The 25,574-nt window shown below is 64.6% G+C and carries 21 protein-coding genes and 1 other RNA gene; 3 read left to right on the forward strand and 19 right to left on the reverse strand.

Annotated features, from left to right (window positions below; genetic code table 11):
• Position 1: 1 nt before the first annotated feature.
• The 12 genes from AC1VVK_RS03710 to hrpB all read right to left on the reverse strand — a co-directional run bounded on the left by AC1VVK_RS03710 (position 2) and on the right by hrpB (position 14,662).
• Positions 2-1,840: a M2 family metallopeptidase gene (locus AC1VVK_RS03710; protein ID WP_482904430.1), complete on the reverse strand. Its 1,839-nt coding sequence runs from the start codon at positions 1,838-1,840 to the stop codon at positions 2-4.
• A gap of 270 nt (positions 1,841-2,110) precedes the next feature.
• Positions 2,111-2,872, reverse strand: coding sequence for an alpha/beta fold hydrolase (locus AC1VVK_RS03715; RefSeq protein WP_482904431.1), 762 nt, complete (start codon positions 2,870-2,872; stop codon positions 2,111-2,113).
• 31 nt (positions 2,873-2,903) lie between these two features.
• Positions 2,904-3,350, reverse strand: a complete 447-nt coding sequence (locus AC1VVK_RS03720; protein ID WP_482904432.1) for a GFA family protein — start codon at positions 3,348-3,350, stop codon at positions 2,904-2,906.
• Positions 3,347-3,883 (reverse strand): DUF1993 family protein, encoded by a 537-nt coding sequence (locus AC1VVK_RS03725; protein ID WP_482904433.1) that lies wholly within the window; start codon positions 3,881-3,883, stop codon positions 3,347-3,349. Before AC1VVK_RS03725 ends, AC1VVK_RS03720 begins: the two co-directional genes overlap by 4 nt.
• A 62-nt stretch (positions 3,884-3,945) precedes the next feature.
• The gene (locus tag AC1VVK_RS03730; protein WP_482904434.1) at positions 3,946-4,509 is read right to left on the reverse strand and encodes a DedA family protein; all 564 of its coding nucleotides are present in this window, start codon (positions 4,507-4,509) and stop codon (positions 3,946-3,948) included.
• Between the two features lie 275 nt (positions 4,510-4,784).
• On the reverse strand, positions 4,785-5,810 hold the full coding sequence (locus AC1VVK_RS03735) for an aspartate-semialdehyde dehydrogenase (RefSeq protein ID WP_132385817.1): 1,026 nt from the start codon (positions 5,808-5,810) through the stop codon (positions 4,785-4,787).
• A 611-nt stretch (positions 5,811-6,421) separates the two neighbouring features.
• A complete protein-coding gene (gene lon, locus AC1VVK_RS03740; protein ID WP_482904435.1) occupies positions 6,422-8,833 on the reverse strand; it encodes an endopeptidase La in 2,412 nt (803 codons plus the stop codon).
• 409 nt (positions 8,834-9,242) lie between these two features.
• A complete protein-coding gene (locus AC1VVK_RS03745) occupies positions 9,243-9,578 on the reverse strand; it encodes a YbaB/EbfC family nucleoid-associated protein (protein ID WP_132385674.1) in 336 nt (111 codons plus the stop codon).
• Position 9,579: 1 nt separating this feature from the next.
• Positions 9,580-11,502, reverse strand: a complete 1,923-nt coding sequence (locus tag AC1VVK_RS03750; protein WP_482904436.1) for a DNA polymerase III subunit gamma/tau — start codon at positions 11,500-11,502, stop codon at positions 9,580-9,582.
• Between the two features lie 136 nt (positions 11,503-11,638).
• An RNA gene (ffs, locus tag AC1VVK_RS03755) (signal recognition particle sRNA small type) lies at positions 11,639-11,733 on the reverse strand.
• Between the two features lie 151 nt (positions 11,734-11,884).
• Positions 11,885-12,163, reverse strand: a complete 279-nt coding sequence (locus tag AC1VVK_RS03760; RefSeq protein ID WP_132385676.1) for an ETC complex I subunit — start codon at positions 12,161-12,163, stop codon at positions 11,885-11,887.
• A gap of 45 nt (positions 12,164-12,208) precedes the next feature.
• Positions 12,209-14,662, reverse strand: coding sequence for an ATP-dependent helicase HrpB (gene hrpB / locus AC1VVK_RS03765; RefSeq protein WP_482904437.1), 2,454 nt, complete (start codon positions 14,660-14,662; stop codon positions 12,209-12,211).
• Between the two features lie 137 nt (positions 14,663-14,799).
• Between hrpB and AC1VVK_RS03770 the strand changes: the two genes are divergently transcribed.
• Complete coding sequence (locus AC1VVK_RS03770) at positions 14,800-16,758, forward strand: putative bifunctional diguanylate cyclase/phosphodiesterase (RefSeq protein ID WP_482904438.1); 1,959 nt, start codon at positions 14,800-14,802, stop codon at positions 16,756-16,758.
• A 22-nt stretch (positions 16,759-16,780) separates the two neighbouring features.
• Here the strand turns inward: AC1VVK_RS03770 and AC1VVK_RS03775 are convergent, their stop codons facing one another.
• From AC1VVK_RS03775 to AC1VVK_RS03785, 3 genes are all read right to left on the reverse strand, one after another.
• Positions 16,781-17,539 (reverse strand): energy transducer TonB, encoded by a 759-nt coding sequence (locus tag AC1VVK_RS03775; RefSeq protein ID WP_132385678.1) that lies wholly within the window; start codon positions 17,537-17,539, stop codon positions 16,781-16,783.
• A gap of 132 nt (positions 17,540-17,671) precedes the next feature.
• Positions 17,672-18,748 carry a linear amide C-N hydrolase gene (locus AC1VVK_RS03780; RefSeq protein ID WP_482904439.1) on the reverse strand — a complete coding sequence of 359 codons (1,077 nt, stop codon included), beginning with the start codon at positions 18,746-18,748 and terminating at the stop codon, positions 17,672-17,674.
• Positions 18,749-19,058: 310 nt separating this feature from the next.
• A complete protein-coding gene (locus AC1VVK_RS03785; protein ID WP_132385680.1) occupies positions 19,059-20,075 on the reverse strand; it encodes a polyprenyl synthetase family protein in 1,017 nt (338 codons plus the stop codon).
• A 161-nt stretch (positions 20,076-20,236) separates the two neighbouring features.
• Between AC1VVK_RS03785 and AC1VVK_RS03790 the strand changes: the two genes are divergently transcribed.
• Positions 20,237-20,539 carry a chorismate mutase gene (locus AC1VVK_RS03790; RefSeq protein ID WP_132385681.1) on the forward strand — a complete coding sequence of 101 codons (303 nt, stop codon included), beginning with the start codon at positions 20,237-20,239 and terminating at the stop codon, positions 20,537-20,539.
• Positions 20,540-20,751: 212 nt separating this feature from the next.
• Here the strand turns inward: AC1VVK_RS03790 and AC1VVK_RS03795 are convergent, their stop codons facing one another.
• The 4 genes from AC1VVK_RS03795 to AC1VVK_RS03810 form a co-directional block, all read right to left on the reverse strand.
• Positions 20,752-20,955, reverse strand: coding sequence for a hypothetical protein (locus AC1VVK_RS03795; protein WP_132385682.1), 204 nt, complete (start codon positions 20,953-20,955; stop codon positions 20,752-20,754).
• Between the two features lie 103 nt (positions 20,956-21,058).
• Positions 21,059-22,375 carry a sensor histidine kinase gene (locus tag AC1VVK_RS03800; RefSeq protein ID WP_243652415.1) on the reverse strand — a complete coding sequence of 439 codons (1,317 nt, stop codon included), beginning with the start codon at positions 22,373-22,375 and terminating at the stop codon, positions 21,059-21,061.
• Positions 22,376-22,478: 103 nt separating this feature from the next.
• Positions 22,479-23,156 carry a response regulator gene (locus AC1VVK_RS03805; protein WP_132385684.1) on the reverse strand — a complete coding sequence of 226 codons (678 nt, stop codon included), beginning with the start codon at positions 23,154-23,156 and terminating at the stop codon, positions 22,479-22,481.
• A gap of 129 nt (positions 23,157-23,285) precedes the next feature.
• Positions 23,286-23,621 carry a PepSY domain-containing protein gene (locus tag AC1VVK_RS03810; RefSeq protein ID WP_132385685.1) on the reverse strand — a complete coding sequence of 112 codons (336 nt, stop codon included), beginning with the start codon at positions 23,619-23,621 and terminating at the stop codon, positions 23,286-23,288.
• Positions 23,622-23,772: 151 nt separating this feature from the next.
• Between AC1VVK_RS03810 and AC1VVK_RS03815 the strand changes: the two genes are divergently transcribed.
• The gene (locus tag AC1VVK_RS03815) at positions 23,773-25,554 is read left to right on the forward strand and encodes an ABC-F family ATP-binding cassette domain-containing protein (RefSeq protein ID WP_482904440.1); all 1,782 of its coding nucleotides are present in this window, start codon (positions 23,773-23,775) and stop codon (positions 25,552-25,554) included.
• Positions 25,555-25,574: the final 20 nt, after the last annotated feature.

The following is a 25,574-nucleotide window of genomic DNA, read 5'->3' on the forward strand; positions in this document are numbered from 1 at the left end:
TTTACCAGCCGGCCTTCTCGCCCTTGTTCTGCTCATCGAGCCACTTCTGGAGCGGCGCGAAGTAGGCAAGCATCGGCTTGGCACTCAGCTTGTCCGAACCCGTGAAGGCCTTGAGCGCCTCAGGCCAGGGCTTGGACATGCCCATCGCCAGCATGCGGTCGAGGTTCTCGCCCACCTTCTTGTTGCCGTAGAAGCTGCAACGGTGAAGCGGGCCCTTCCAGCCGGCCTGCTTGCACGCCGCTTCATACAACTGGAACTGGAGGATGCGCGCGAGGAAGTAGCGCGTGTAGGGCGTGTTGCCCGGCACGTGGAACTTGGCGCCTGCATCGAAACCGTCGTCGGGACGGGCCGAAGGCGGCACCACACCCTGATAGTCGAGGCGCATCTTGGTCCACGCCTTGTTGTAGTCGGCCGGCTTGATCGAGCCGTCGAAGATGCCCCAGCGATAGCGGTCGATCAGCAGGCCGAACGGCAGGAACGCCACCTTGTCCATTGCCTGACGCAGCAGCAGGCCGATGTCCTTGTCGGCGCTCGGCACCTTGTCCTTGTCGAGCAGGCCGATCTGGACGAGGTACTGCGGGGTGATCGACAGCGCGATGAAGTCGCCGATCGCCTCATGGAAACCGTCGTTGGCGCCGTTGAGGTAGAGGTAGGGCTGCTTGTTGTAGGCGCGCTGGTAGTAGTTGTGGCCCAGTTCGTGGTGAATGGTGACGAAATCTTCCGAATTCACCTTGGTGCACATCTTGATGCGCACATCGTCCTTGTTGTCGATATCCCAGGCCGACGCGTGGCAGATCACCTCGCGGTCGGCGGGCTTCACGAACATCGAGCGCTTCCAGAACGTCTCCGGCAGCGGTGCGAAGCCGAGCGAAGAGTAGAAGCCCTCCCCATACTTCACCATGTCCAGCGGGGTCTTGCCCTTGGCCTTCAGCAGCGCGCCGATGTCATAGCCAAGATCGCCCGCGCCGGCCGGCGCGACCAGCGGATAGACGTTGCCCCATTCCTGCGACCACATGTTGCCCAGCAGATCGGCGCGGATCGGGCCGGTCTTCGGCTGCACGGCATCGCCGTACTTCTCGTTCAGCTTGTGGCGCACGTAAGTATGCAGCGCGAGGTAGAGTGGCTTCACTTCCTCCCAGAGGCGCTGTGTCTCGGCCGAGAACTGCTCGGGCGTCATGTCATAACCCGAACGCCACATGGCGCCGACGTCGGCATAGCCGAGTTCCTTTGCGCCCTGGTTCGCGATACCGACCATCTTGACGAAGTCGCCCTTCATCGGCGCGCCGACGTTGTCGTGCCAGCTCGTCCACATCTCGGCGAATTCCGCCGGGGTATGCGAGAGGTCGCCCATGGCGGCCTCGATGTCCGAACCGTTGATTTCCTTGCCGTCCAGCGTGCCACGGCCCTTGCCGTACGTGGAGGCAAGGCGGGTCGAGATCGTGCTCAGTTCGTCCGCCGCGCCCGGCGTGGTCGGCGCGGGCAGAACGATGCCCTGACGCAGGATGCCCAGCTTGCGGGCAACGTCGGGATCGAGGCCCGGGACGTTCGCGAACTTGGCGGCCTCGATCGCATAGGCGACCTGCTTCTCGGTGATCGCCGCGTTCGACTGCGCCGCCAGCGCGTCGGTATCGTCGGTGATGTAGGTGTAGTTCACCCAGCTGATGCGCGCATTGTCGACCGAGGCGGGGAACAGGTCCTTCTCGGCATCGGCGATGAACTGTGCCGCACCGGCAGCGGTGGTGGGATAGTCGGCCTTGGCTTCTTCGGCGAAAGCGGGAACGGCAAGTCCGAAGCAAAGCCCGGCGGCCAGCGCCGCGCGTGCGGTGGATGCGAATTTCATGGGTGCGCCCTCTTGGTATGTTCTGATGGCGCCGGAGACTAACCGCGCTTGGCGTGAGATCAACCGTATCGGGAGGGCGATACCCGATAAATTCGATTCACGCGGAGGCGCGGAGGCGCAGAGATCTTGTGAATGCGGCGAAGCCGCCCATTCATCCCAACGTCGCATTTTGGGCAAGGTGAAGTCGAGGAAATGCCTGCGGCGCTTGCACGCCGTCTCTGCGTGCTTCCCCCTTTTCTTCTCCGCGTCTCCGCGCCTCCGCGCGAACCCTCAATCGAGCAGAAACGCCGCCATAGCCCGGCCCATGTCCTTGAACGTCACCGATGACATGTGATTCCCCGGCGTCTGGACATAGCGCCCATCCGGGAGTGCCGCCGCCAGATCGACAGCCGCACCGTTATCGTGGTCATCCTTGCCGGAAACACAGAGCGTCGGCATCGAGACCTGCGCGATGGCATCGGCAGGCGTATCGTCCACCGACTGAAGCAGCAGCCGGGCCGCCACGCGGTCGATGTTCATGGACTTCATGAAGGCCTGCGCGATGAAAGCCTTGTCGCCGCGCTCGATTGTGCCGAAGCGATCGATGGCATCCACGAAATGCGCCGAGCGCCGCGCCCAGCCCGAAAGGCCAGTGAGCCCCATGCCGCCAAGGATCAACTTACGCGGCGCCAGCCCCGCCAGCACGCCGCGCACCGAAGTCCGCGCGCCCAGCGAAAAGCCGCCAAGGTCGAAGTCGCCAAGGCCAAGCTGCTCCACCGTCGCCTTGAGATCGCGCACCAGCACGTCGCCCGGATAAGCATCGGCTTCGTGCGGCGCCCCGCTCTGTCCATGCGCGCGCAAGTCCGGCATGAAGACCTCGAACCCGGCATCGGCAAGGATCCGCGCGTTGCCGTACTTGATCCAGTTCACATCCGCGCTGGAAAACAGCCCGTGGAGCAACAGGAGCGGCCGCGCGCCGTGATCGCCCATGACATGCACTGCCAGCCGGGTGCCGGCATAGCCTTCGAGATATTCGGTCTTAGCGTCGCTCACTGCCAATTCGCCTGCTCTACGGGAGGACCGATCACTCGGGCGGCGCCATTCCGGCCGCCTTCCAGCGCTCGATCACATTGGGATTCTCGGCGCTCGTGTAGCCGGGCAAATGCGTCACGTCAGCCCATGCCGGAAGCATCGATTCAGTGGCATAGTTGTGCTCGGGCCGAAACGGCGTGGGATCGTCGAAACTCCCGACGGTAAGGTCGATATTCGTCGCGCCCTCGCTGAATTCGAAACCCAGCGGCGTACCGCAGTGCGAACAGAACGGCCGCCGCGCGATGGGCGAGGATTGATACCAGTCCGGCTCGGTATGCCAGACCACCTTGTCGCGCGGCGGATTGACGAAGGCAATGGAGACGCCCCCGGTCGCCCGGCGGCACATCTTGCAATGGCACAGATAGGCCGTCTCGGGATCGACTTCGGCCGTGTAGCGGATGCGGCCGCACTGGCAGCCGCCGGTCATCCGCACCGTCATACCGGCGTGGGCGCAATCGGCCGGATGTCCCCGGCAAGGTGCGCCATGAAATCGGCCTTGCCGAACTCCAGCCCCTGCATCCTCAGGATCGCGTAGGCCGTGATCAGGTGGAAATAGAGATTGGGCAGGATCCAGTCGTCCAGATAGCGCTGGCCGGAGAGATCGAGGCACATGCCGATCGGCTCCAGTCGGATGTGCTTCGTCTCTGGCAGTGCAGCCGCCTCAGCCGCCGCTGCCTGTACCTTGGCCAGCACCTCGCGCAGCAGCGCCTTCGCATCATGCCAGCCGGTGGGCGGAGTGACGGTGTTCGGCTGCTCCTTGCCCCGGCTCCATGCGAGAAACTGCTCGGCCTGCGTTGCGGTGGCAGCCACTTGCCAGGACAGCGGATGCATGTCGATCGCCAGCCGCGCGGCGGCCAGCGTGTCGAGATCCCTGCCCACCCAAAGCCCCTGGGCCTTGTCGAGCAATGCGGAAAGAGTGCTGAGCCGGCTGGCGATGAGCGCCAGACCGGATGCGGCGTCGGGTTGTTGCATGAAAAGCCTCCCTCGCTTTCAGGAAGCCCCTAAATGGAACCGCCGCGCCGCCGGGACAAGAGTCATGCGGCGGGTGGTCGGCGCCGTATGTAATGGATGGCCAGTGCCGCGATCAGTGCCACCGCCACGACTCCGGCCAGCAAGTGCTCGATCGACCGGATGCGCCCGAAAAGCGTATCGATCGCCTCCCCGCACCAATAGCCGAGCGAAACGAAAATGAACGCCCAGACCAGCGCCGCCACGGCATTCACCGCCACGAACGTCCGTGTCGCCAGCCGCGTGGTGCCGATGGCAACGGGGCTCACCGTGCGCAGGCCGTAAATGAAGCGGAACGCGAAAGTGAAGGTGAGCGGATGGCGTTCGAACGCCGCCAGCGCCCGCGCAAAGGCAGGCCGCGCGTGCATACGCCGAACGAAACCGTGGTCGCGAAAGCGCCGTCCCAGTTGGAAGAACAGCTGATCGGCAAAGAACGACCCTCCCGCCGCAACCAGCACCGCCGGCCAATAGGGCAACAATCCCCGATGCGCCATGAGCCCGCCCAGGACGGTCATGGTCTCCCCTTCGAAACCCGCGCCGAGGAACAGCCCGACAAGGCCGTATTGGGCAATGATCTGCTCAATCGTCACGGCGCAACCACCCGCACTGCACCCAGACGGGTGCCATCACCCTGCTCGACGATGCGTGAGGTCACTCAATGGCCTTCCCTGTTAGGCGTACCCGAAGGTGCATGCCTGAAGCGTGGCGGAACCGTTCAAGACAAACGCACTATACAGAATTTCGCTGCCATGGGTTCCCCAAAGAACCGGCGCCCAAGCACAAAAAAGTCCGCGAAGCCTCTGCCTCGCGGACCTTTTTGTCTGTCAGGTCGGGCTATGAAGCCCGCCCGTCACCGGAGCTGAAATCAGCCCTTCTTGAGGTGGCGACGGCCCAGCAGTTCGGCGATCTGCACCGCGTTCAGGGCAGCGCCCTTGCGCAGGTTGTCCGACACGCACCACAGCGCCAGGCCGTTCTCGACGGTCGGGTCCTCGCGGACGCGGCTGACGTACGTGGCGCTGTCGCCCACGGCCTCGATCGGGGTGACGTAACCACCGTCCTCGCGCTTGTCGACGAGCATGATGCCCGGCGCCTCGCGCAGGATGTCCTGTGCTTCCTCGGCCGAGATTTCGTTCTCGAACTCGATGTTCAGCGATTCCGAGTGGCCCACGAAGACCGGCACGCGCACGCAAGTGGCCTGGATCTTGATCTTGGGATCGAGGATCTTCTTGGTCTCGACGATCATCTTCCACTCTTCCTTGGTGGAACCGTCGTCGAGGAAGACGTCGATGTGCGGGATCACGTTGAAGGCGATCTGCTTGGTGAACTTGCGCGGTTCGACCTGATCGCCGACGAAGATCGCGCGGCTCTGCTCGAACAGCTCATCAAGGCCCGCCTTGCCCGCGCCGGAAACCGACTGGTAGGTCGAAACGACGACGCGCTTGATCTTCGCCTTGTCGTGCAGCGGCTTCAGCGCCACCACCATCTGCGCGGTCGAGCAGTTGGGATTGGCGATGATGTTGCGCGCCTTGTAACCGTCGATGGCGTCCGGGTTCACTTCCGGCACGATCAGCGGCACGTCCGGATCCATGCGGTAGAGCGACGAATTGTCGATCACCACGCAGCCCGCAGCGGCGGCCTTGGGCGCGTAAATCTTCGTCGGCTCGGAGCCGACGGCGAACAGCGCAATATCCCAGCCGGTGAAATCGAAGTGCTCGATGTTCTTTACTTTGAGCATTTTGCCGGTTTCGCCGAATTCAATCTCGGTCCCGATCGAACGCGACGAAGCCACCGCTGCGATCTCATCGCAGGGGAATTCGCGCTCGGCGAGGATGTTGAGCATTTCGCGGCCGACATTTCCGGTCGCGCCGACGACGGCAACCCGGTAACCCATTTCAAGATCCTTCATGCAAATCCCCGCACGGCAAGGACGCGGCGCGGGAAGCGGCCCGTTACAGGTACAGCGCGGGGATGGCAAGAGACTGCGCAAACCGCTTGCGCAAGGAAATCGAAATTCGACCGAAAATTACGGCGGGCCGCCCGTAAAGGAAATGGAACGCCAGTCGGATGGGGAAGAGCAAACCGGACACCCGCCCGCTCAGGCTGAGCGTGTCGAAGCCTTTGAGGGCGTGGCGCGAGCTTCCCATCCTTCGACAAGCTCAGGATGAGCGGTGTGGGGGGCGAGACAGTAGCTTACCCTTTCAAAGCCGCCGTCATCGCGCTGATGGAGGAAACCCAAAGAGTGCCCCGGCCATCGCGGCACAATAGCCTGTTCACCGGTCCCGATCAGGCCGACGGATCAAATCCTACGCCTTCCACTCCTGCTCAGGCTGAGCCTGTCGAAGCCCCCGCGCACGTGGTGCAAGGCTCGCATCCTTCGACAAGTTCAGCCTGAGCAGGAGTGAGGCCGGGTTCGGTAGTTGCCATTCAAAATAGCCGCCATCCCGATACAAAAAAGGCGCCGGATCAACCGGCGCCCTTCTCGTTTCGGTTATCCCGCCCGCCTCAGTGCGCGGTGGCGGAGGGGGCCGGTGTCTGCGGCGGAGCGGCGGCCAGTTCGTCGGCCTCGGTCCACTCGATCGCGGTGAGCGGCTCGACGAGCGCCTTTGCCAGCACTTCGTCGACATGGCTGACCGGAATGATCTCCAGCCCCTGCTTAACGTTCTCCGGGATCTCGGCGAGGTCCTTGCGGTTCTCTTCCGGGATCAGCACCGTGGTGATGCCACCGCGCAGAGCGGCCAGCAGCTTCTCCTTCAGCCCGCCGATCGGCAGCACGCGGCCGCGCAGGGTGACTTCGCCGGTCATGGCGATATCCTTGCGCACCGGCACGCCGGAGAGCGTCGAGACGATCGAGGTGACCATGCCGATACCGGCCGAGGGGCCATCCTTGGGCACCGCGCCTTCGGGCAGGTGAATGTGGATGTCCTTCTTGTTGAAGATCGACGGCTTGATCCCGTAAGCGGGCGAGCGCGCACGCACGAAGCTGAAGGCGGTCTGGATCGACTCGTTCATCACTTCGCCGAGCTTGCCGGTCGCCTTGATCGCGCCCTTGCCGGGCACAGTCACGCTTTCGATCGTCAGCAGTTCGCCGCCCACTTCGGTCCAGGCGAGGCCGGTGACGGCACCCACCTGGTGCTCTTCCTCGCCCACGCCGTGGCGGAACTTCCGCACGCCCGCGAATTCGGCAAGGTTTTCCGGCGTAATGACCACGCCCTTGGTCTTGCCTTCAAGGATCTGGCGCAGCGACTTGCGCGCAAGCCTTGCGATCTCGCGCTCCAGCGTGCGTACGCCCGCCTCGCGGGTGTAGTAGCGGATGAGATCCCGCAGACCATCCTGCGTGAGCGTGAACTCGCCCTTCTTCAGGCCATGCGCCTCCACCTGCTTGCGGATCAGATGGCGCTCGGCGATCTCGACCTTCTCGTCCTCGGTATAACCCTCAAGACGGATGATCTCCATGCGGTCCAGCAGCGGCTGCGGCAGGTTCAGGCTGTTCGCAGTGCAGACGAACATCACGTCCGACAGATCGATATCGAGTTCGAGGTAGTGATCCTGGAACTTCGCGTTCTGTTCGGGATCGAGCACTTCGAGCAGCGCCGAGGCCGGATCGCCGCGGAAATCCTGACCCAGCTTGTCGATCTCGTCGAGCAGGAACAGCGGGTTAGACTTGCCGGCCTTGCGCAGGTTGGTCACGATCTTGCCCGGCAGCGAGCCGATGTAGGTGCGGCGGTGGCCGCGAATCTCGGCCTCGTCGCGCACGCCGCCCAGCGACTGGCGGATGAATTCGCGCCCGGTCGCCTTGGCGATCGACTTGCCCAGCGAGGTCTTGCCGACGCCCGGCGGGCCGACGAGGCACAGGATCGGCCCCTTCAGCTTGTTGGTACGCGCCTGCACCGCCAGATACTCGACAATGCGGTCCTTGACCTTGTCGAGCGCATAGTGATCGGCATCGAGAACGCCCTGCGCCTCGGAAATGTCGCGCTTGAGCTTGCTCTTTTTGCCCCAGGGCAGGCCCAGCAGCACATCGAGGTAATTGCGGATGACCGTGGCTTCGGCGCTCATCGGCTGCATCGACTTGAGCTTCTTCAGCTCGGCCGTGGCCTTTTCACGCGCTTCCTTGGTCAGGCGCGTCTTCTCGATCTTGTCCTGAAGCTCCTGAATCTCGTTGGCTTCTTCACCGTCGCCGCCGCCGAGTTCGGACTGGATCGCCTTCAGCTGCTCATTCAGGTAATATTCGCGCTGGGTCTTCTCCATCTGCCGCTTCACGCGGCCACGGATCTTGCGCTCCACCTGAAGGACGCCGAGTTCGCCTTCCATGAAGGAATAGACCATCTCCAGCCGCTTGAGCGGATCGGGCTCGGAGAGCACGGCCTGCTTGTCCGCGACTTTGGCGGAAAGCTGGGCGGCCACGGTATCGGCCAGGCGGGCGGCATCCTCGATGTCACCCAGCTGTTCGCCCGCGTCCTGCGAGAGCTTCTTGTTGAGCTTGGCGTATTCGCCGAACTGTTCGACCACCGAGCGCATCATCGCGGCAACTTCGGTGCTCTCGGAACCTTCGACGGTGTCCGCATCGATCCGCTCGACATCGGCGACCAGCATTTCGCCCTCGGCGCCCTGCTCGGCCTGAAGGCCGGTCAGGCGCGCACGCTCTTGCCCTTCCACCAGCACGCGGACGGTGCCGTCAGGCAGCTTGAGGAGTTGCAGCACACTGGCAATTACGCCGGTGTCATAAAGATCGTCGCGCTCGGGATCGTCGCAGCTGGGGTCGAGCTGGGCGAGAAGGAAGATGTCCTTTTCACCCGCCATCGCCGCCTCAAGTGCAGCAACGGATTTTTCGCGGCCGACGAAGAGAGGCACGACCATGCCGGGAAACACGACGATATCGCGCAAGGGCAGCAACGGAAGCAGGTTCAAAGGCATATCCAATTCTATACGTGCCGAAGCCCATTCGGACGCCGGCCATTGGCGATAGATATGGTGTCAATCAGGCAGCACGCAATGCAATAGCCGTGAAAGACTGTGGAAGCGCTTGCCGTTCGCCTCCACGGTAATCCTTATTGCCGGTGTAGAATATCCGCAACTGAGGCGCATTCGGCACACCGGGGTCATCCGTTCCGGAAATGGGACGGATCGGCCGTACAAAAGCGGTTTCAGGCCCGGCGAGCGGCCGAAAACGGCAAACCGCCCCCGGTGTGGCCCATGAATTCGGTGAATCCATGGTCCGCGCCGAGGGCGGCTAAAAGGCCCGTCCCGGATTTCCCCAGACACCCATCGGTGTCAGAATAATCTGCCACAAATGGGTCTCAAATCGGCCTCAAAACAGAAAGAATCAGAACGGCATCTTGAAGCCCGGCGGCAGACCCATGCCCTGCTGGGCCTTGGCCAGTTCCTCACCGGCGACCGAGTCCGCCTTGACGCGCGCATCGTTGTAGGCGGCAACCACGAGGTCTTCGAGGATCTGCTTCTCATCCAACTGCATCAGGCTGTCATCAATCGACACGGCGATGACGCGGCCCTTGGCCGAGCAGCGGATCTTGACGAGCCCGCCGCCCGAAAGCCCTTCGACTTCGAGCGAGTCCAGCTTGGCCTGGGTCTCGTTCATCTGCTTCTGGATGGTCTCGGCGGCCTGCTGCGCCGCCTGGATCATCTCTTCCATCGACTTCATTTCAACGTCTCCAATTGCGGGCACCGCCGCCAACGGCAAGCGGGCTTTCATCCTCGATCACTTTGGCATCCGGGAAAGCGGCCTTGGCGGCCAGCACCAGCGGGTGCTGGTTGACCTCGTCACTTTCCGCGATCTTCTTCGCCTCGGCCAGTTCGACCAGCGTCGGCGCGCCGTCCTCGCTGACCTTGTGGACTTCCCAGCGCTCGCCGGTCGCCTTGGCAAGGCCAGCGCGCACAATTGCGGTAATGTCCTCGCTGAAGCCCGGCGGCTGGCAATAGCGCAACAGCCCCGGCCGCAGCTCAACCACGCGCACTTGCATACGCATGGTGTTGGCGGTGGAAAGCTCCCCCGCATGCTCGACGTCGTCGGCCAATTCTTCCCAGCGCTTCGCCAGCATTTCCGGCGAGATCGTGGCGGCAGGCGCCGCTCCGGCGGGGGCGCCCGGACCTTCGGCAACCGGCGCGGCAGCGACAGGCGCGCGCGCGGCAAGGTCTTCCAGCTTCTTCACCAGCGAGCCCGGGTCGGGCATGTCGGCCGCGTGCATGATCCGCAGCAGCGCCATTTGTGCGGCGACCAGCGGATCGGGGGCGGACTTCACTTCCTCATGCCCCTTGAGCAGGAGCTGCCAGAGGCGATGGACCTGACCGGGCTTGAGGGCCTTGGCCCAGCTCTCGATCGCTTCGCGCTCCTCGGCGGAATGGGCGTCGTGCGCGCTGCCGGCGACTTGCGCCACGGCGATCCGGTGCCCCAGTTCCATCAGCCCGCGCAGGATCGCGATCGGCTCGACGCCCAGCGCGAACTGGTGCGCGACCAGGTCCAGCAGATCGGCGCCCTTGCCATCGAGTATCGCCGCGATCAGCTTGCGCTGGACGCTCTTGTCGGAAAGGCCGAGCATGTCGCGCACCTTGTCGGCACGAACCTGACCTTCGCCATCGAGATCGGCATGGGCAATCGCCTGATCGAGAATCGACAAGCCGTCACGCACGGACCCTTCGGCGGCAGCGGCAACCATGGCCAGCGCCTCGCCCTCGGCCTCGACACCTTCGAGGCCACAGACCTTCGCGAAGTGATCGGCCAGCATCGGCGCGGGAATACGGCGCAAGTCGAAGCGCTGGCAGCGCGAGAGCACCGTGACCGGCAGCTTGTCCACTTCGGTTGTCGCAAAGAGGAACTTCACATGTGCGGGTGGTTCTTCAAGAGTCTTCAGCAAGGCATTGAACGCATTGCGAGACAGCATGTGAACTTCGTCGATGATGTAGATCTTGTAGCGCGCCGAAACGGCAGCGTAACGCACGGCCTCGATGATCTCGCGCACGTCGTCCACGCCGGTGTGCGAGGCGGCGTCCATCTCGATCACGTCGATATGGCGGCCTTCGGCAATGGCGCGGCAAGGCTCGCACTGGCCGCAGGGATCGATGGTCGGGCCGCCCTGCCCGTCCGCACCGATGCAGTTGAGCGCCTTGGCAATCAGGCGCGCGGTCGATGTCTTGCCGACACCGCGCACGCCGGTCATCAGGAAGGCATGGGCCAGCCGGTCGCGCTTGATCGCGTTGGCCAGGGTCTGGACCATCGCTTCCTGCCCGATCAGTTCGCCGAAGCTCTGCGGACGGTACTTGCGCGCCAGCACGCGATAAGGCTGCGCGGGCGTGCCGACCGGTGCCGGTGCTTTCGGGGCGGCTGGAATTGCAGGTGCAGGTTCAGGTGCAGGTGTCGCGACCTCAGGCTCCGGCCCAGCCACAGGTTCCGGCTCCGAATCAGGTTCGGCTTCCGGCTCCGTTGCAGCAGGCTCGGGCGCCGGTTCGGGATCACCGAACATCGACACCTGCCCGGCGGCTTCCATTTCCGCCGAGGTCGGTGCGGCCTCTTCCTCGTCCCCGTCATTCCAGGGCGGGCTATCGCCGAACATGTCGCGTGAATCGTCCATCGTCTGCCAAACTAGGGGTTGGGGCCGCGAATGTCAGGAGGAAAGCGATTTGCTCCACAGCCGCGCGTGAAATGATACCGGCAGGAACGGTGTCCTGCGGCCTGAGAGGCCAGTTTGAGGTATCATCACGATATTGGCTGAAGGAGCCGGGCGACCCGTCGCAATCCGTTGTGGCTGCTTCCTTCCGGACCTGACCAGATTGGCGAACGCAAACGTCCACCCGACTCCCGGGCGGGCATATGGCTGCGCGCTTCGGGTTTGTCCAGCCCCTGCGGCACTTGTTCCGGCCGAAATTACAGAGCCGGAACGGCAACGGCCCGCGCCCCCTTGATGTGGGAACGCGGGCCGTTTGCTGCGAAAAAACGCGCCGGAGCGCGATGGATCAGCGGAAGTTGTCGGCGTAAGCCTGAATCTTGAGACGGCGCGGCGGGGTCACGTGAACCTCTGCCTCGATGCCGTAGCGCTCTGCATAGGCCTTGGCCGCCTCCACGTCCGGGAACGTCAGGCTGACCTGCTGCTGCGTGTCGCCCGAACCGGCCCAGCCCATCAGGGGATCGGGCTTCTTGGCCTCGGCGGCGGCGAATTCGAGAACCCACTGGTCAAGCAGTGCCTTGCCGGACTGCATGGCGTTCTTCGGGCGCTGATAGATGCGTGCACTCATGGGCAAGCGCTTTGCCGTCGAATCGGGGCGAGAATCAAGCGCAAATCATTTGCCCCGCGATGCTTCGAACGCATTTCGCGTCTTCAGGCTGGGATCCTCGTTCCACGGCTCGTCCGGCCAGCGGTGCCGGGGATAGCGCCCTTTCATGTCCCGCTGCACATCGCGCCACGATCCGCGCCAGAATCCCGGCAGGTCGCGCGTGGTCTGGATCGGGCGCCCGGCGGGCGACGTCAGCTTGAGCAGAAGCGGCAGCGGCGGCTGGCCGAACGTGGGATGGCGGTCGAGCCCGAACAGCGCCTGCACGCGAATCTCGACGCTGGGCCCACCCTCGTCCTCATAGTCAATGGCATGGCTGGTGCCCGCTGGGCTGCGAAATTCGGGCGGTGCCAGCTTCTCCAGCTTTTGCTGGTCGTCCCAGTTGAGCCGATTTCGCAAGGCATCGGCAAGCGCGCCCTTGTCCACCGCGTCGAGCCTGCGGCCGAGAAGCGGGCCAAGCCAGTCGTCGAGATCGGCCAGCAGTGCAGCCTCCGACAGCGGCTCGATCCCCGCATAACGCGCGCGCCGCAGCAAGGCGTGAGCGCCCTTGCCGAAGGGCACGAGATCGAGCCCCTTCTCGCGCACGCGTTCGAGCAGGAATGCAGAAATCGCGGCGGGATCGGGGGCCGGGTCGGGTCCGGATGCTAACGTGATTGCCCCGATTCGGCGCTCCAGCCGCGCTTCCACGCGCCCTTCCGATTCGTTCCAGCGCAGCACTGAGCGGCGCTCGATCCGTTCGGAGAGCCATTGCTCCACTTCGGCAGGCTCCAGCGTCGCACCCGACAGGATTCGCGCGCCCCGCGCCTGCCCCTGCGCATCGCCGATCACCATCCATTCGCGGGTGGCGAGCGGTGAAGCAGGATCCAGCACGTAGCCCCTGCCCCCGGCCGAAAGCCAGTTCTCGCCGCTGGCATCGCGGCGCCGGGCCAGCATGTCCGGTCGCCCGAGCGCGAGCAGGACACCGGGGGGCACGTCCTGGCTCTGCTCGCCCTCGGCCACCAACGAGCGGGCCCGGCGGGCCCACCCTGACGCCAGCTTGCGCGAAGCCTCAGCACGCGGCGCGCGGTCGCCGTTCCAGCGAGACAGGCGTTGCGCCAGATCCTCGCTGCGGCCGCCCAGCCCGCGTTCCTGCAACAGCAGCGCCAGCTTCGCGGCCGTGCCTCCGGCGCCCAGTTCGGTGGCGCGAAGAATCATCGCCGCCTGGGCCGGGTCCATCGGCAGGCTGGCAACCTTGCGCCCGAAATCGGTGATCCGCCCTTCCCCGTCCAGCGCGCCGAGCGATTCGAGCTGCCTCTGCGCGGCATCCAGCGACGGCGCGGGCGGCAGGTCCAGCCAGGCCATCGCCGCCGGATCTCCCGCGCCCCACTGCGCCAGCGAGAGGGTCAGCGGGGCCAGATCGCTGGTCAGCATTTCGGGCGGATCGAACTCCGGCCGTCCCGCATGGGCGGCCTCTTCCCACAGCCGATAGGCCACGCCAGGCCCTTGCCGCGCCGCACGGCCCGCACGCTGCGCGGCCGAGGCGCGGCTGGCACGGTGGGTCGCGAGCCGGGTTACGCCCGCCGCCTTGTCGAACTCCGCCCGGCGCGAGAGGCCACTGTCAACGACGACGGAAACGCCGTCGAGCGTCAGCGAGGTCTCGGCGATTGCCGTGGCGAGCACGATTCGGCGGCGGCCCTCACCGTCACGGCGGATCGCGGCCCGCTGGGCGGCGGGCTCGCACTGGCCGTGAAGCGGCAGGATCGGGACATGCGGCAATCGCACCGTCAGCCGCTCCGCCACGCGCTCGATCTCGCGGACGCCGGGAAGGAAGGCGAGGATATCGCCCTCCTGCTCACGCCAGGCGGCAAGAATGGCCGAAGTCATCGCCTCCTCGATGCGCAAGGCGGGCGACGCACCAAGCCAGCGGAAGGCCAGCGGCCAGGCCTTGCCCTCGCTCTCGATCACCGGTGTTTCGGGCCCCAGCAAGCGTGCGAACCGCGCGCCGTCGATGGTGGCTGACATGACGACGACCCGCAGGTCTTCGCGCAGCACTTCGCCTGCCTCGATGGCCAGCGCGAGGCCAAGATCGCTGTCGAGATGGCGCTCGTGCGCTTCATCGAACAGCACCGCCGATACGCCGGGAAGCTCGGGATCGGAGAGGATCGTGGCGACGAAGATCGCCTCCGTCATCACCACTACCCGTGTGCGTGCGGAGCGCTTTACATCAAGGCGGGTGACATAGCCGATGGTCTCACCAGCCTGCTCGCCAAGCTGCGCGGCCATGCGTTCGGCAGCGGCGCGGGCCGCCACACGGCGCGGCGAAAGCAGGATCACGGTGCCCGTGCACCAGGGCTCGGTCAAAAGCGCAGGAGCCAGCGCGGTTGTCTTGCCCGCACCGGGCGGCGCGATCAGGACGGCGCGGGGCCCGGCACGCAAGGCGGCCAGCAGTTCGGGTAGCACGGCATGGATCGGGAGTTCGCTCACGCGTGCTTCCTTAGAAGCCAATCGAACGGTTCGCCAGACCGCTACCATTACGGGTAAATGCAACCATTTTGGAGCGGGTTCGTCCGGCCATCCACTCTTCCTCAACGATTGATAGCTAACTGTGGCTGTCGGAGCCGATGACCTTGCAACACCCCGATCATACCCCCAACCTGACCTATAGAGCCGGTCAACATCCCTTGCCGGTGGCGCAATACTTGCGCCTGCGCGAACGCGTACCGCCGCTCTACGGGCTGCTTTCGGTCAATGCCGCGATCCTGGCCTTTACGCATCGGGCGCTGGCGCCGGGCTATCTGACGCTGACGGTTCCCGCGATTCTCGTCGCCGCCTGCCTGATGCGCATGCTCGTGTGGCTGCGCCCCACCACATCGGCGGACTTCGATCCGGACGTGGCCGAATATCGGATGCGGCGCACCACCTGGCTTGCGGTGGTGATTGCAGTGGCATTCGTCGGCTGGGCGCTTGTGCTGGATCAGTACGGTGGGCCTTACGAGCATGGCCATGTCGCCATCTACATCGCCGTAACGGTGCTGGGCTGCGTCTTCTGCCTGACGTTCCTCCCCAACGCGGCCCTGCTGATCTGCACGCTCGTGCTGGGGATCTTCCTTGCCTACAGCCTCATCATGGGGCCGCTGGTGCGGATAGCTATCGCCGTGAACATCACGCTGGTCGCCACGGTGATCCTCAAGATCCTGCGCGATACCTACGATTCCTTCGTCGCTCTCGAAACCACGCAGCACGCGCTCACCAGCGAACGGCGGCAGGCGCAAGTGCTGGGCGCAGAGAACGCGCGCCTTGCCGAAACCGATGCCCTGACCGGGCTGCCCAATCGCAGGCGCTTTTTCAGCCATCTTGAAGCGATGCTGGCCGATGCCGATAGCGCCGAGGGGTTTTCCGTCGGCCTGATCGATCTCGACCGCTTCAAGCCGGTCAACGATACCTACGGCCACGCGCAGGGCGACCGCCTGTTGCAAGTGCTCGGCCAGCGCATGATCGCCGATTGCCCCGAAAATGTGGTCATTGCCCGCCTCGGCGGCGACGAGTTCGGGATCATCGTCAAAGGCTCGCCCGAGGAAGCCGAGGCGATTGCCCAGAAGCTCTGCACCGAAATCCGGCGTCCGGCGCGGGTCGGTGACCTTGTCGTGGCGGTCGGCTGCTCGGCGGGCCTTGCCGACTTCCCCGGCAGCGGCCGCAGCGCCGATGCTCTATTCGACCGTGCCGACTTCGCGCTCTATCACGCCAAGAACGAAAAACGCGGCCAGTGCGTGCGCTTTTCCAGCGAACTCGAAGGCATGATCCGCACCGAGCAAGCGCTCGACGCGGCGCTGCAAACGGCGGACCTTGCCCGCGAGCTTTCGGTGGTCTTCCAGCCGATCGTCGCCACTGAAAATCGCATGCCGATGGGCGTGGAATGCCTCGCCCGCTGGACCTCGCCCTCGCTCGGCGCGGTGCCTCCGGAAATGCTGATCGCATCGGCGGAGCGCATCGGCCGCGCGCGCGAAGTCACGCTGGCGCTGTTCACGCAGGCTTTGGCAGCACTTATCCGCCTGCCCGAGGCCATGCACATGTGCTTCAACCTCTCGGGCCACGACATTGCCGATGCCGAGACCGTGGCCGCGCTGATCGCCTTGATCGAACGATCGGGCGGCGCGCCTTCGCGGCTGATCTTCGAGATCACTGAAACCTCGCTGATTGCCAAGTTTGACAGCGCCAGCGATGCGCTGGAAGGCCTGCGCGAAACCGGCGCCCGGATCGCGCTGGACGATTTCGGAACCGGCTATTCAAGCCTCTCCGCGCTGCACCAGCTTCCGCTGGACATGGTCAAGATCGATCGCAGCTTCGCCCCTCGCCTTGACGAGACGCGCGGTCGCCGCCTGATCGCGGCCATCCGCAACCTCGCCCGCTCGCTTTCGCTCGACTGCGTGATCGAGGGGATCGAGACCGAGGAGCAGATGCTGAGCGCCCGCATCGCCGGCTTCACGCTGGCGCAGGGCTATCATCTGGGCATGCCGATGCGGCTGGAGGATCTGATCGAACGCCTCGGCACCGAGCGAAAGAGCGCGTTCAGCGTCGCCTGAGCGCCCCGGTAACGCGGGCGGCTCAGGACGATATTCCCCGCTCGCTGTAAGTGATGCGGATCCTTACCCAGCTGCCGATCTGCGCCTTGCCGTTGATCCGCGGCGGCTGAACCTCGAACTGCCAGGCGGCATTGAGCACCGCGCGTCCGAAGCCCGATCCACGCGGTGATTCGGCCAGGATCTGGCAATTGTCGACCTTGTAGTGCGGCTGCGTCTGGCAGGCGATCTCACCCCATCCACTGGTCGGGCGATGATCCGGCAGATAACCGGCAAGCTGGGCATCGGTCGGTTCGTGGAACCACGCGGCATTGTAGAGCACCATGCCGCCCGGGCCTTCGCCGGGGCCGTACGTGCCGCCGGAACCGCCCGGAGCCTGATCGCCCGAAGCCGACGACTCGCCCTTCATCTTGCCGATGTCCGCCGCCGCGAAATCGTTGCTGGACATGCGCAGGAACGTGAAAGCCTGCTTTTTCGCGGCCGCAGGCTGCTCGACGGGCTTCTCCGTCACGACCGGAACCGAGGTTTTGTGCTCGGTGTGCTTTTCCTGCTTCTGCTTTTGCTTCTGAGGCTCGCTGCCGCCCTTTTCACGCTCATGATTGACGACGTCGAACGTGGTCAGAGCAGCGGTTTTCTTCACTAGAGCCGGGACAAAGCCCGTCTGGGTGATCGCAAGCAAGAGCGCGAGCACCAATATGGCTGCCGAAAGCAGCGAGGAGACTAGGCGCTGGCGCGGCGACCCGGGCTGATAACCCGTGGCAGCCAGCTCGGAATCAAGGGGCATAACGGGGTCTGGATAGACGCGCCAAAGGTGCGCGGCAATTGCAGGTTTATTGCCGATTCATTGCAGCATTGAAGTGTTGCCCGAATGGCGCAGGGTGGCTTCCTGGCCTCACCTCACGCCGGAGCTTGGTGGCTAACCGCTGATGCCCAGAAAACGGAAGGGCCCGTGCTCCGCGAAGTCGCCCGACACCTCACCCGAGAACGTGTGATCCTGGTTCGGCCCGAGATCGAGCGTCTTCACTTTCCCGCTCTCCTTCGAGAAGTCGATCTTCTTGAGATCGACCCAGAATGTGTTGGGCGTCAGCGCCGATTCGAAGAAATAGAGCTGACGCTTGTGGTCGAACACTGTGCGCCAGCGGGTGGAGGAAATGTTCGGCTCTTCGGGCGTGTTGATGCCGTAAGGCACCGAGGCATTGCGGATCACGCTGAACACCGAGGCAAGCGCCTTGTTCGGGTCTTCAGCCTTGGGAATCGCATTTATGTAGAACGAAGCGCGGGCAAAACGATCGGCTGCGCGATTGGTACCGGGCAGCATGACGGTGCCGCCGATGTCCTTCCAATAGGCATTGAGCGCGAGTTGGTGCTCGAAAATCGGCGAATTGGTCATCACCTGATAGGCGCGCGAATGGTGGATGACCTGCTTGCCGTCGATATATTCGATGATCGCGCTGTCCCCCGTCGCGTCCGAAAGCGAGAGGTGCACGGTCGTCAGCCGATCCTCACCCGGGACATTGTCGGTAACGATCGTGAACGGCTCTTTCTGAAGCGCAGTCACGGCCTCGTCCACCGTCGCGAAGTTGTCGAGCATGTACTGAGCCCAGGCGGCGATGGTCAGGCCGGGTTTGCTCTTGGCGTCGAAGTGCGGATATTCGGATTCGGCCAGCCAGAGCAGGTTCGCTTCCAGCCCCTTCTCGTTGACACCGTCGGTGGTCGAGACGTCATAGCCGCTGACGATCACGCTGCCGTATCTGGAGGTCCACTTGATCGAATTGGGCCCGGCCTCGCCGCTGCGCGCAATTCCGCGCGGCAGGATCCACATGTTGGAGAGGATGTCGCTCTTCCAGTCCATCGAGCGGGCGGTGATGATATTGTTATCGGGCCCGAGGTAGACGGCGCGGGTACAAGCATCGGCGGCCATGCCGGCCATGAGTAGCGCCGGCAGTGCCAGCATGCGGGCAGAGCGCACGAATCCGGTCGTCAGGAAGGGCATAGGGGGCTCCTCTTCGCGAAATCGGGGGGAACAGCGCAAGTCGGAGAGCGCGGGCCATGGCTGGGCCTGAGGCGGGAAACGGCGCCGCCTCGCGGCACGACCAGACCATCGAACGCGCTCCTTCACAGGATACGTAATGGCCGGAAGATAATGGCAATCTCCCGATCTATCAAACCAATAGAATACGCCCCGGGAACTTCAAACAGCGCCGCGAACGACTTCACGCCTGCCCGCATGTCCTGCGCGCATAAACGAACGGCGCGCCCGGTGACCGGGCGCGCCGTAATCTTTTACGAAGGGAAAGCCCCGATCAGTAGCGGCGAGCTACCGCGAACTCGACCGCCTCGCACATGGCGTCTCGCGCGGCGCCGGCGGGGAAGATCGACAGGGCGTCGATGGCACGCTGCGCATAGAGGCGCGCACGCTCACGCGTCGCCTCGACGCAGCCATGACGGTTGATCAGCTCGACAGCGTGGGCGAGGTCTTCGTCCTCGGTGCGGAAGCCGGCGATGGCTTCCTCCCAAAACTTGCGTTCCTCGGCCGTGCCGCGCGCATAGGCGAGGATGACGGGCAGCGTCATCTTGCCTTCGCGGAAGTCGTCGCCCTTGTCCTTGCCCGATTCGGAGGCCTCCGAATCGTAGTCGATGGCGTCGTCGACAAGCTGGAATGCAATGCCGAGGTTGCGACCATAGGCATCCAGCGCATGCTCCTCGGCCTCGCCCTTCTCGGCGACGACAGCGGCGATGCGGGTCGCGGCGGCAAAGAGCGCGGCGGTCTTGGAGCCGATGATCTGGAGGTAGTGCTCCTCGCTCGTTTCGATCTTGCGCTGGGCGACCAGCTGATCGACTTCGCCCTCGGCAATGATCGAGCTGGCGCTCGACAGGATCTTGAGGACCTTCAGGCTGCCGTCTTCGACCATCAACTCGAACGCGCGGCTGAACAGGAAGTCGCCCACCAGAACAGTCGCCGGATTGCCAAAGACGATATTCGCCGCCGCCTTGCCGCGCCGCAGGTCCGAACCGTCGACAACGTCGTCATGCAGGAGCGTGGCGGTGTGAATGAACTCTACCGAAGCCGCCAGCTTGTGGTGGCGCGTGCCCTGATAGCCGCAGAGTTCCGCCCCCGCGACCGTAAGCATCGGGCGCATGCGCTTGCCGCCACCCGAAATCAGGTGACCGGCCAGTGCCGGAATAAGCGGGATCTCACTCTGCATGCGATCAAGAATGACCGCATTCACGCTGTTCATGCCGGCCGCGGTAAGCGCCAGCATGGGGGCGAGGGAAGGCTGCGATCCGCGCGTGCGCAGGGGTATGACATCGGCACTCATCGTTTCGGCGCATTGCGCGCTTGCAAGCATTTACGCAAGAGCGAATGCCACAACGCGGGTGCACAATACGGTTGGCGGGGCCGATCGGAGGGGCACATCGAAAGGACGGTTTGGCGGCCGGACTGGAAGAGCGCGCGGAGGCGTGCTAGCGGACCGTCCCGATGACCGAGACCACGCCTCCCGCCACCGATCCCGTTCTGGCCTCTTACCGCGCCAGCATCGACAACATCGATGCCGCGCTGATCCACATGCTCGCCGAGCGATTTCGGATCACCCAGGCCGTGGGCACCTACAAGGCCGAGAAGAACCTTCCCGCCTCGGATCCCAGCCGGGAAGAGCGCCAGATCGTCCGCCTGCGCAAGCTGGCCGAAGACGCGCAGCTCGATCCCGACTTCGGCGAAAAGTTCATCCGCTTCATCATCGATGAAGTGATCCGCCACCACCAGCGCGCGAAAGCGGGCTGAGGGATCTGTCTGGAAATTCGCCGAGGGCGAATTTCGCGGCACCGGCCCGCTCCCCCACCCGGCCACCCATCAGGATACACTCGAGGGTGGCCGGGTGGGGGAGCGGGCCGGTGCCGCGTCGAAAATGCCCCGATGGGCATTTTTCAAACAAAATCTGACGGCGAACAATACCTGAGGGACGGCGCGATCTCGCGCCATCCCCCAGCATTGCATCAGCCCTCGACGAGGTCCTGAAGGCGCGTGATCAGTGCCTGGATGCGCGTTGCGGCTTCCGCGAACGTCTCCAGGTCTTCCTTGTTGCCGTCCTCGCGCGCTTCCTTGGCGGCCTCGACATACCCTTCGAGGTCGGCCTCCAGCGCATCGACGATCATTTCGATCTCGTCGGGGGATACGGTCAGCGTGATGGAATCGGTCATTGGGGGTTATCCTCGATCAGGTGAACCGGGCCCATGGGGACGAACGGCTGGTTCCGCAACAGTCGTTAGCGCCGGTTCCACGGGATTTTAAGCCGGGAATATGTCAGGCGATAGCACGCGGCAGGTAAAGCCTGACAAGCAGGCCGCCGAGATCCTCGCTCTCGTCCAGTTCGACGCTGCCGCCGTAGATTTCCACCACGTCGCGCACGATGGCAAGGCCGAGGCCGGTGCCGGGCTTGCCCGAATCGAGCCGCGCGCCGCGATCGAAGATGCGGATGCGCTCGGCCTCGGGAATGCCCATGCCGTCATCCTCCACCCATATCTGGCACAGGCGCGAATCGCGCTCGGCATCGACCGTGACGAACACACTGCCGCCGCCATACTTGGCCGCATTCTCGATGAGGTTGCCGAGGATTTCCTCAAGGTCCTGCTTTTCCAGCGCGACCACGGCGGCATGATTGCCATCCAGGTCGCAACGGGCCTGATCGTAGAGCCGCTCCACCGCGCGCAGCACGGCCTCAAGGCTGGGCCAGACATCGGCGCGGGACTGGCCCACGGCGCGGCGGCCGACCGCCCTCGCCCGCGCCAGATGGTGATCGACCTGCCGGCGCATCACCGCCGCCTCGCGAATCACCGTATCGGCAAGATCGGGCGCCTTGGCGGTCGCCGCATTCATCACCACGGTCAGCGGCGTCTTCAGCGCATGGGCAAGATTGCCCGCATGGGTGCGCGCTTCCTCGGCCTGACGCTCGTTGTGTTCGAGCAGTGCATTCAGCTCTTCCACCAGCGGCTCGACCTCGCGCGGGAGCGGGTCGGCAACGCGGGCCGATCCGGTGGTACGCAGCTTCTGGATCGCGCGGCGCACGTGGCGCAGCGGGAACAGGCCGTACCAGGTCTGCATCCCCGCCATCAGCAGCAGGCCGAAGCCCAGCGCGACGAAGCTGTAGACCAGGATCGCCCGGATCATCTTGATCTGCTCGTCCAGATCGACACGACTGGCGGCGACCGTGAACATCCACTTGGTATTGCTGCCCGGCAGGATGATCGAGCGCTCCATCACGCGCAGCGTCTCGCCCGGGAACTGGTGCGAATCATAGACGTGCGGCTGGGCGTCGAAGTGGTCCGCCGGCACGTCGAGGCTGCGGTCCCACAGCGAGCGCGAGGGGAAATCCTCATGCCCTTTGCCGCGAATCTGCCAGTAGAGGCCCGAATTCGGCTCAAGAAAGCGCTGGTCGCCCAGCGGGCGGATGAAGAAGACTTCTCCGTCCGGGCCGATTTCCGCCGAACCGATCATGCCGGTCAGCATGTAGCCCAGTTGCTCGTCGAAATTGCGCGTGACGAGGCCGGTCAGCGTATGGTCGAGCGCGAGGCCACCGACGAGCAGGAGGATCGAAATCCATCCTGCCGCAATCAGCATCATGCGCCGGGCAAGCGAACCGGTAGGTGCCTCGTGCGGGAAGCTTTCGCGTGCCTCGAGTTCGGGCGCGGCATCGGGCGGGGCGGTGTTCGCCACCGCCGGCGCCTCAGCCGCGGCCGGGTTCGGCGGGATCGTCGAGGCTGTAGCCAAGGCCACGGATCGTCGTGATGACATCGGCACCCAGCTTCTTGCGGATGCGCGTGACGAAGACCTCGATCGTGTTCGAATCGCGGTCGAAATCCTGATCGTAGATATGCTCGATCAGTTCGGTGCGGCTGACCACCTTGCCCTTGTGGTGCATCAGGTAGGACAGCAGTTTGTATTCCTGCGCGGTCATCTTGACCGGCTCGCCGGCCAATGTGACGCGGCCGGAACGGGTGTCCAGCCGCACGTCGCCGGCCGTCAGTTCGCTGGAAGTGTTCCCGGAAGCGCGGCGAATCAGCGCGCGCAGGCGGGCAATCAGTTCCTCGGTCTGGAACGGCTTGGCAAGGTAGTCATCGGCGCCGGCATCGAGCCCCGCCACCTTGTCCGACCAGGAATCGCGGGCGGTGAGCACCAGCACGGGGAAGTCGCGCCCTTCGCGGCGCCACATGCCGAGCACGGTCAATCCATCGATCTCGGGCAAGCCAAGGTCGAGAATCACCGCGTCGTAGTCCTCGGTCGAGCCCAGGAAATGTCCGTCCTCGCCATCGGTCGAAAGATCGACGGCGTAGCCAGTCTGTTCCAGCGTGGTCTTGAGCTGGTTGCCGAGCGTAGGTTCATCCTCGACGATCAGGATGCGCAAATCGGTCTCTCCCTCGGAGGTGCCCTGAAATGGGCCACGAAATGGATGAAGCAAATGGGGTGAAAGCCGGTAAGCGTCAAGCGATCCGGCCTTCCGGGCGCATAACCACGCCCGATCGGCGGGATCCGATCAGCGCGATTGCCCGATCACGCGGCCGGTGCGGGCATCGACATCGACGAAATAGACCTTTCCATTCTGGATGAACTTGAGCCGATACGCCATCGCGGCGGCATCGTATTCGGGACCGAGGTATTGCATCGCCCCCATGCGCGGCAGGACAAGCTGCTCGATCTGGCGGATCGAGAGGATGTTGCCCGCCTTCCGCTCGCGGCGGGCCTCCCCCTGCTCTCCGCCCGGATCGGCGGCGTGCGCGCAAAGCGAAGGCGCCACCAGCGCAAACGCGGCAATCACGGTTGCGCCCAGGAAAGCGCTGCGCACTGCAAGAAAGGAGACGAGGCGTTTCATAACGTCGTGGGTGCCTAAGCACCGGGGCTTGAACAAGTCCTGAATGTGGCACGAAGGCGGCACCGACTGAAATGTGTTGCAGGAATCCCACGCTCACATTGCTTCCGCCGCGCTTGCGGCCCCCTGCCCCTGCCTGTAGGGCGCAGGCATCATGGCAACTGCACCTATTCTCAGCTGGGAAGGCCTCGGCCTCATCCAGGGCAACGGCTGGCTCTTCCAGGACATCGACATCAACATCGGTCCGCGTGACCGGCTGGCCCTGATCGGCCGCAACGGCGCGGGCAAGACCACGCTGCTGAAGCTGATCGCGGGTATCGTCGATGCCGACAAGGGCACGCGCTCGGTCCAGCCCGGCACACGCGTGGTGACGCTGGAGCAGGATCCGTTCTTCACCGGCTTCGACACCCTGCTGGACTTCGCGATCCACGGCGACGACGCGCCGCCACGCCACGAGGTGGAATCCATCGCCGACCAGCTCGGCATCGACCTTTCGCGCGAGGCCGGCAGCGCCTCGGGCGGTGAGCGCCGCCGCGCCGCACTGTGCCGCGCCCTCGCCTCCGAGCCGGACCTGCTGCTGTTGGACGAGCCGACCAACCACCTCGACCTTGCCGCCATCGACTGGCTGGAATCCTGGCTCCAGCGCTACAACGGGGCTTTCGTGGTCATTAGCCACGACCGTACCTTCCTCACCCGCCTGACCAATGCGACGCTCTGGCTGGACCGTGGGGGCCTGCGCCGCCGGGACATCGGCTTCGGCGGCTACGAGGCGTGGGAAGACGAAGTCTACGCCGAGGAAGCGCGCGCCGCGCAGAAGCTGGACGCCAAGCTCAAGATCGAGGCGCACTGGCTGGAACGCGGCGTCACCGCGCGCCGCAAGCGCAATCAGGGGCGCCTTGCCAAGCTTTGGGAAATGCGTGCCCAGCGTGCCTCGATGATGGGCCCGCAAGGCGCGGCCAAGCTTGCCGTAGTCGCGGACGACAGCAAGACCAAGTCGGTTATCGTTGCCGAACACGTCACCAAGCGTTTCGGAGACCGCACGGTCATCAAGGACTTCAACTTGCGCATCCAGCGCGGCGACCGCATCGGCGTGGTCGGCGCCAACGGTTCGGGCAAGACGACGCTGCTCAAGATCCTGATGGGCGAAATCCAGCCCGACGAGGGCAAGGTGACGCGCGCGGCGACGCTGGACGCCACGGTCATCGACCAGCAGCGGAGCCGGATGAGCCCGGAAATGCGCATCCGCGACGTGCTGGCCGAAGGTGGCGACTGGATCGACGTCGTTGGCGTGCGCAAACACATCCAGGGCTACCTCAAGGACTTCCTGTTCGATCCGGGGTTGGTGGAGGCGAAAGTCGGAACCCTCTCCGGCGGTGAGCGTTCACGCCTGCTGTTCGCGCGCGAATTTGCGCGCACGTCGAACCTGCTGGTGCTGGACGAGCCGACCAACGACCTCGACCTCGAAACGCTCGACCTGCTTCAGGAAGTGATCTCGGACTACGACGGCACCGTGCTGATCGTCAGCCATGACCGCGACTTCCTCGACCGCACGGTCAACGTGACGCTCGGGCTCGACGGATCCGGCCATATCGACGTGATCGCGGGCGGCTATGCCGACTGGGAAGCCAAGCGCCGCCAGCGCACCAGCGCAGGCAAGGCCAAGGCGAAGGAGAGCACCAATACCGCCGCTCCACCGCCGCCGAAGAAGGGCAAGCTGTCCTACAAGGACCAGCGCGACTACGAACTGCTGCCGAAGAAGATCGAGGAACTGGAAGCGGCCATTGGCCGAGATGAGGCGACCCTGGCCGACCCCGCGCTCTACACCCGCGATCCGGCGAAATTCGCCAGTCTTACTGCCGCCATCGACAAGGCCCGCGCCGACAAGGAAGCGGCCGAGGAACGCTGGCTGGAACTGGCCGAGCAGGTCGAGGGCTGAGCCGGAATTTGACGGCGAAT

Source organism: Novosphingobium sp. BL-S-32 (genome assembly GCF_056857055.1).

Bases quoted from the DNA above. Each gene is read 5' to 3' on its own strand.
- AC1VVK_RS03710 (WP_482904430.1), bottom strand. From the start codon at position 1,840: ATGAAATTCGCATCCACCGCACGCGCGGCGCTGGCCGCCGGGCTTTGC.
- AC1VVK_RS03720 (WP_482904432.1), bottom strand. From the start codon at position 3,350: ATGACGGTGCGGATGACCGGCGGCTGCCAGTGCGGCCGCATCCGCTAC.
- AC1VVK_RS03725 (WP_482904433.1), bottom strand. From the start codon at position 3,883: ATGCAACAACCCGACGCCGCATCCGGTCTGGCGCTCATCGCCAGCCGG.
- AC1VVK_RS03735 (WP_132385817.1), bottom strand. From the start codon at position 5,810: ATGGGTTACCGGGTTGCCGTCGTCGGCGCGACCGGAAATGTCGGCCGC.
- lon (WP_482904435.1), bottom strand. From the start codon at position 8,833: ATGCCTTTGAACCTGCTTCCGTTGCTGCCCTTGCGCGATATCGTCGTG.
- AC1VVK_RS03745 (WP_132385674.1), bottom strand. From the start codon at position 9,578: ATGAAGTCGATGGAAGAGATGATCCAGGCGGCGCAGCAGGCCGCCGAG.
- AC1VVK_RS03750 (WP_482904436.1), bottom strand. From the start codon at position 11,502: ATGGACGATTCACGCGACATGTTCGGCGATAGCCCGCCCTGGAATGAC.
- AC1VVK_RS03760 (WP_132385676.1), bottom strand. From the start codon at position 12,163: ATGAGTGCACGCATCTATCAGCGCCCGAAGAACGCCATGCAGTCCGGC.
- AC1VVK_RS03770 (WP_482904438.1), top strand. From the start codon at position 14,800: ATGACCTTGCAACACCCCGATCATACCCCCAACCTGACCTATAGAGCC.
- AC1VVK_RS03775 (WP_132385678.1), bottom strand. From the start codon at position 17,539: ATGCCCCTTGATTCCGAGCTGGCTGCCACGGGTTATCAGCCCGGGTCG.
- AC1VVK_RS03780 (WP_482904439.1), bottom strand. From the start codon at position 18,748: ATGCCCTTCCTGACGACCGGATTCGTGCGCTCTGCCCGCATGCTGGCA.
- AC1VVK_RS03785 (WP_132385680.1), bottom strand. From the start codon at position 20,075: ATGAGTGCCGATGTCATACCCCTGCGCACGCGCGGATCGCAGCCTTCC.
- AC1VVK_RS03790 (WP_132385681.1), top strand. From the start codon at position 20,237: ATGACCGAGACCACGCCTCCCGCCACCGATCCCGTTCTGGCCTCTTAC.
- AC1VVK_RS03795 (WP_132385682.1), bottom strand. From the start codon at position 20,955: ATGACCGATTCCATCACGCTGACCGTATCCCCCGACGAGATCGAAATG.
- AC1VVK_RS03800 (WP_243652415.1), bottom strand. From the start codon at position 22,375: ATGATGCTGATTGCGGCAGGATGGATTTCGATCCTCCTGCTCGTCGGT.
- AC1VVK_RS03810 (WP_132385685.1), bottom strand. From the start codon at position 23,621: ATGAAACGCCTCGTCTCCTTTCTTGCAGTGCGCAGCGCTTTCCTGGGC.
- AC1VVK_RS03815 (WP_482904440.1), top strand. From the start codon at position 23,773: ATGGCAACTGCACCTATTCTCAGCTGGGAAGGCCTCGGCCTCATCCAG.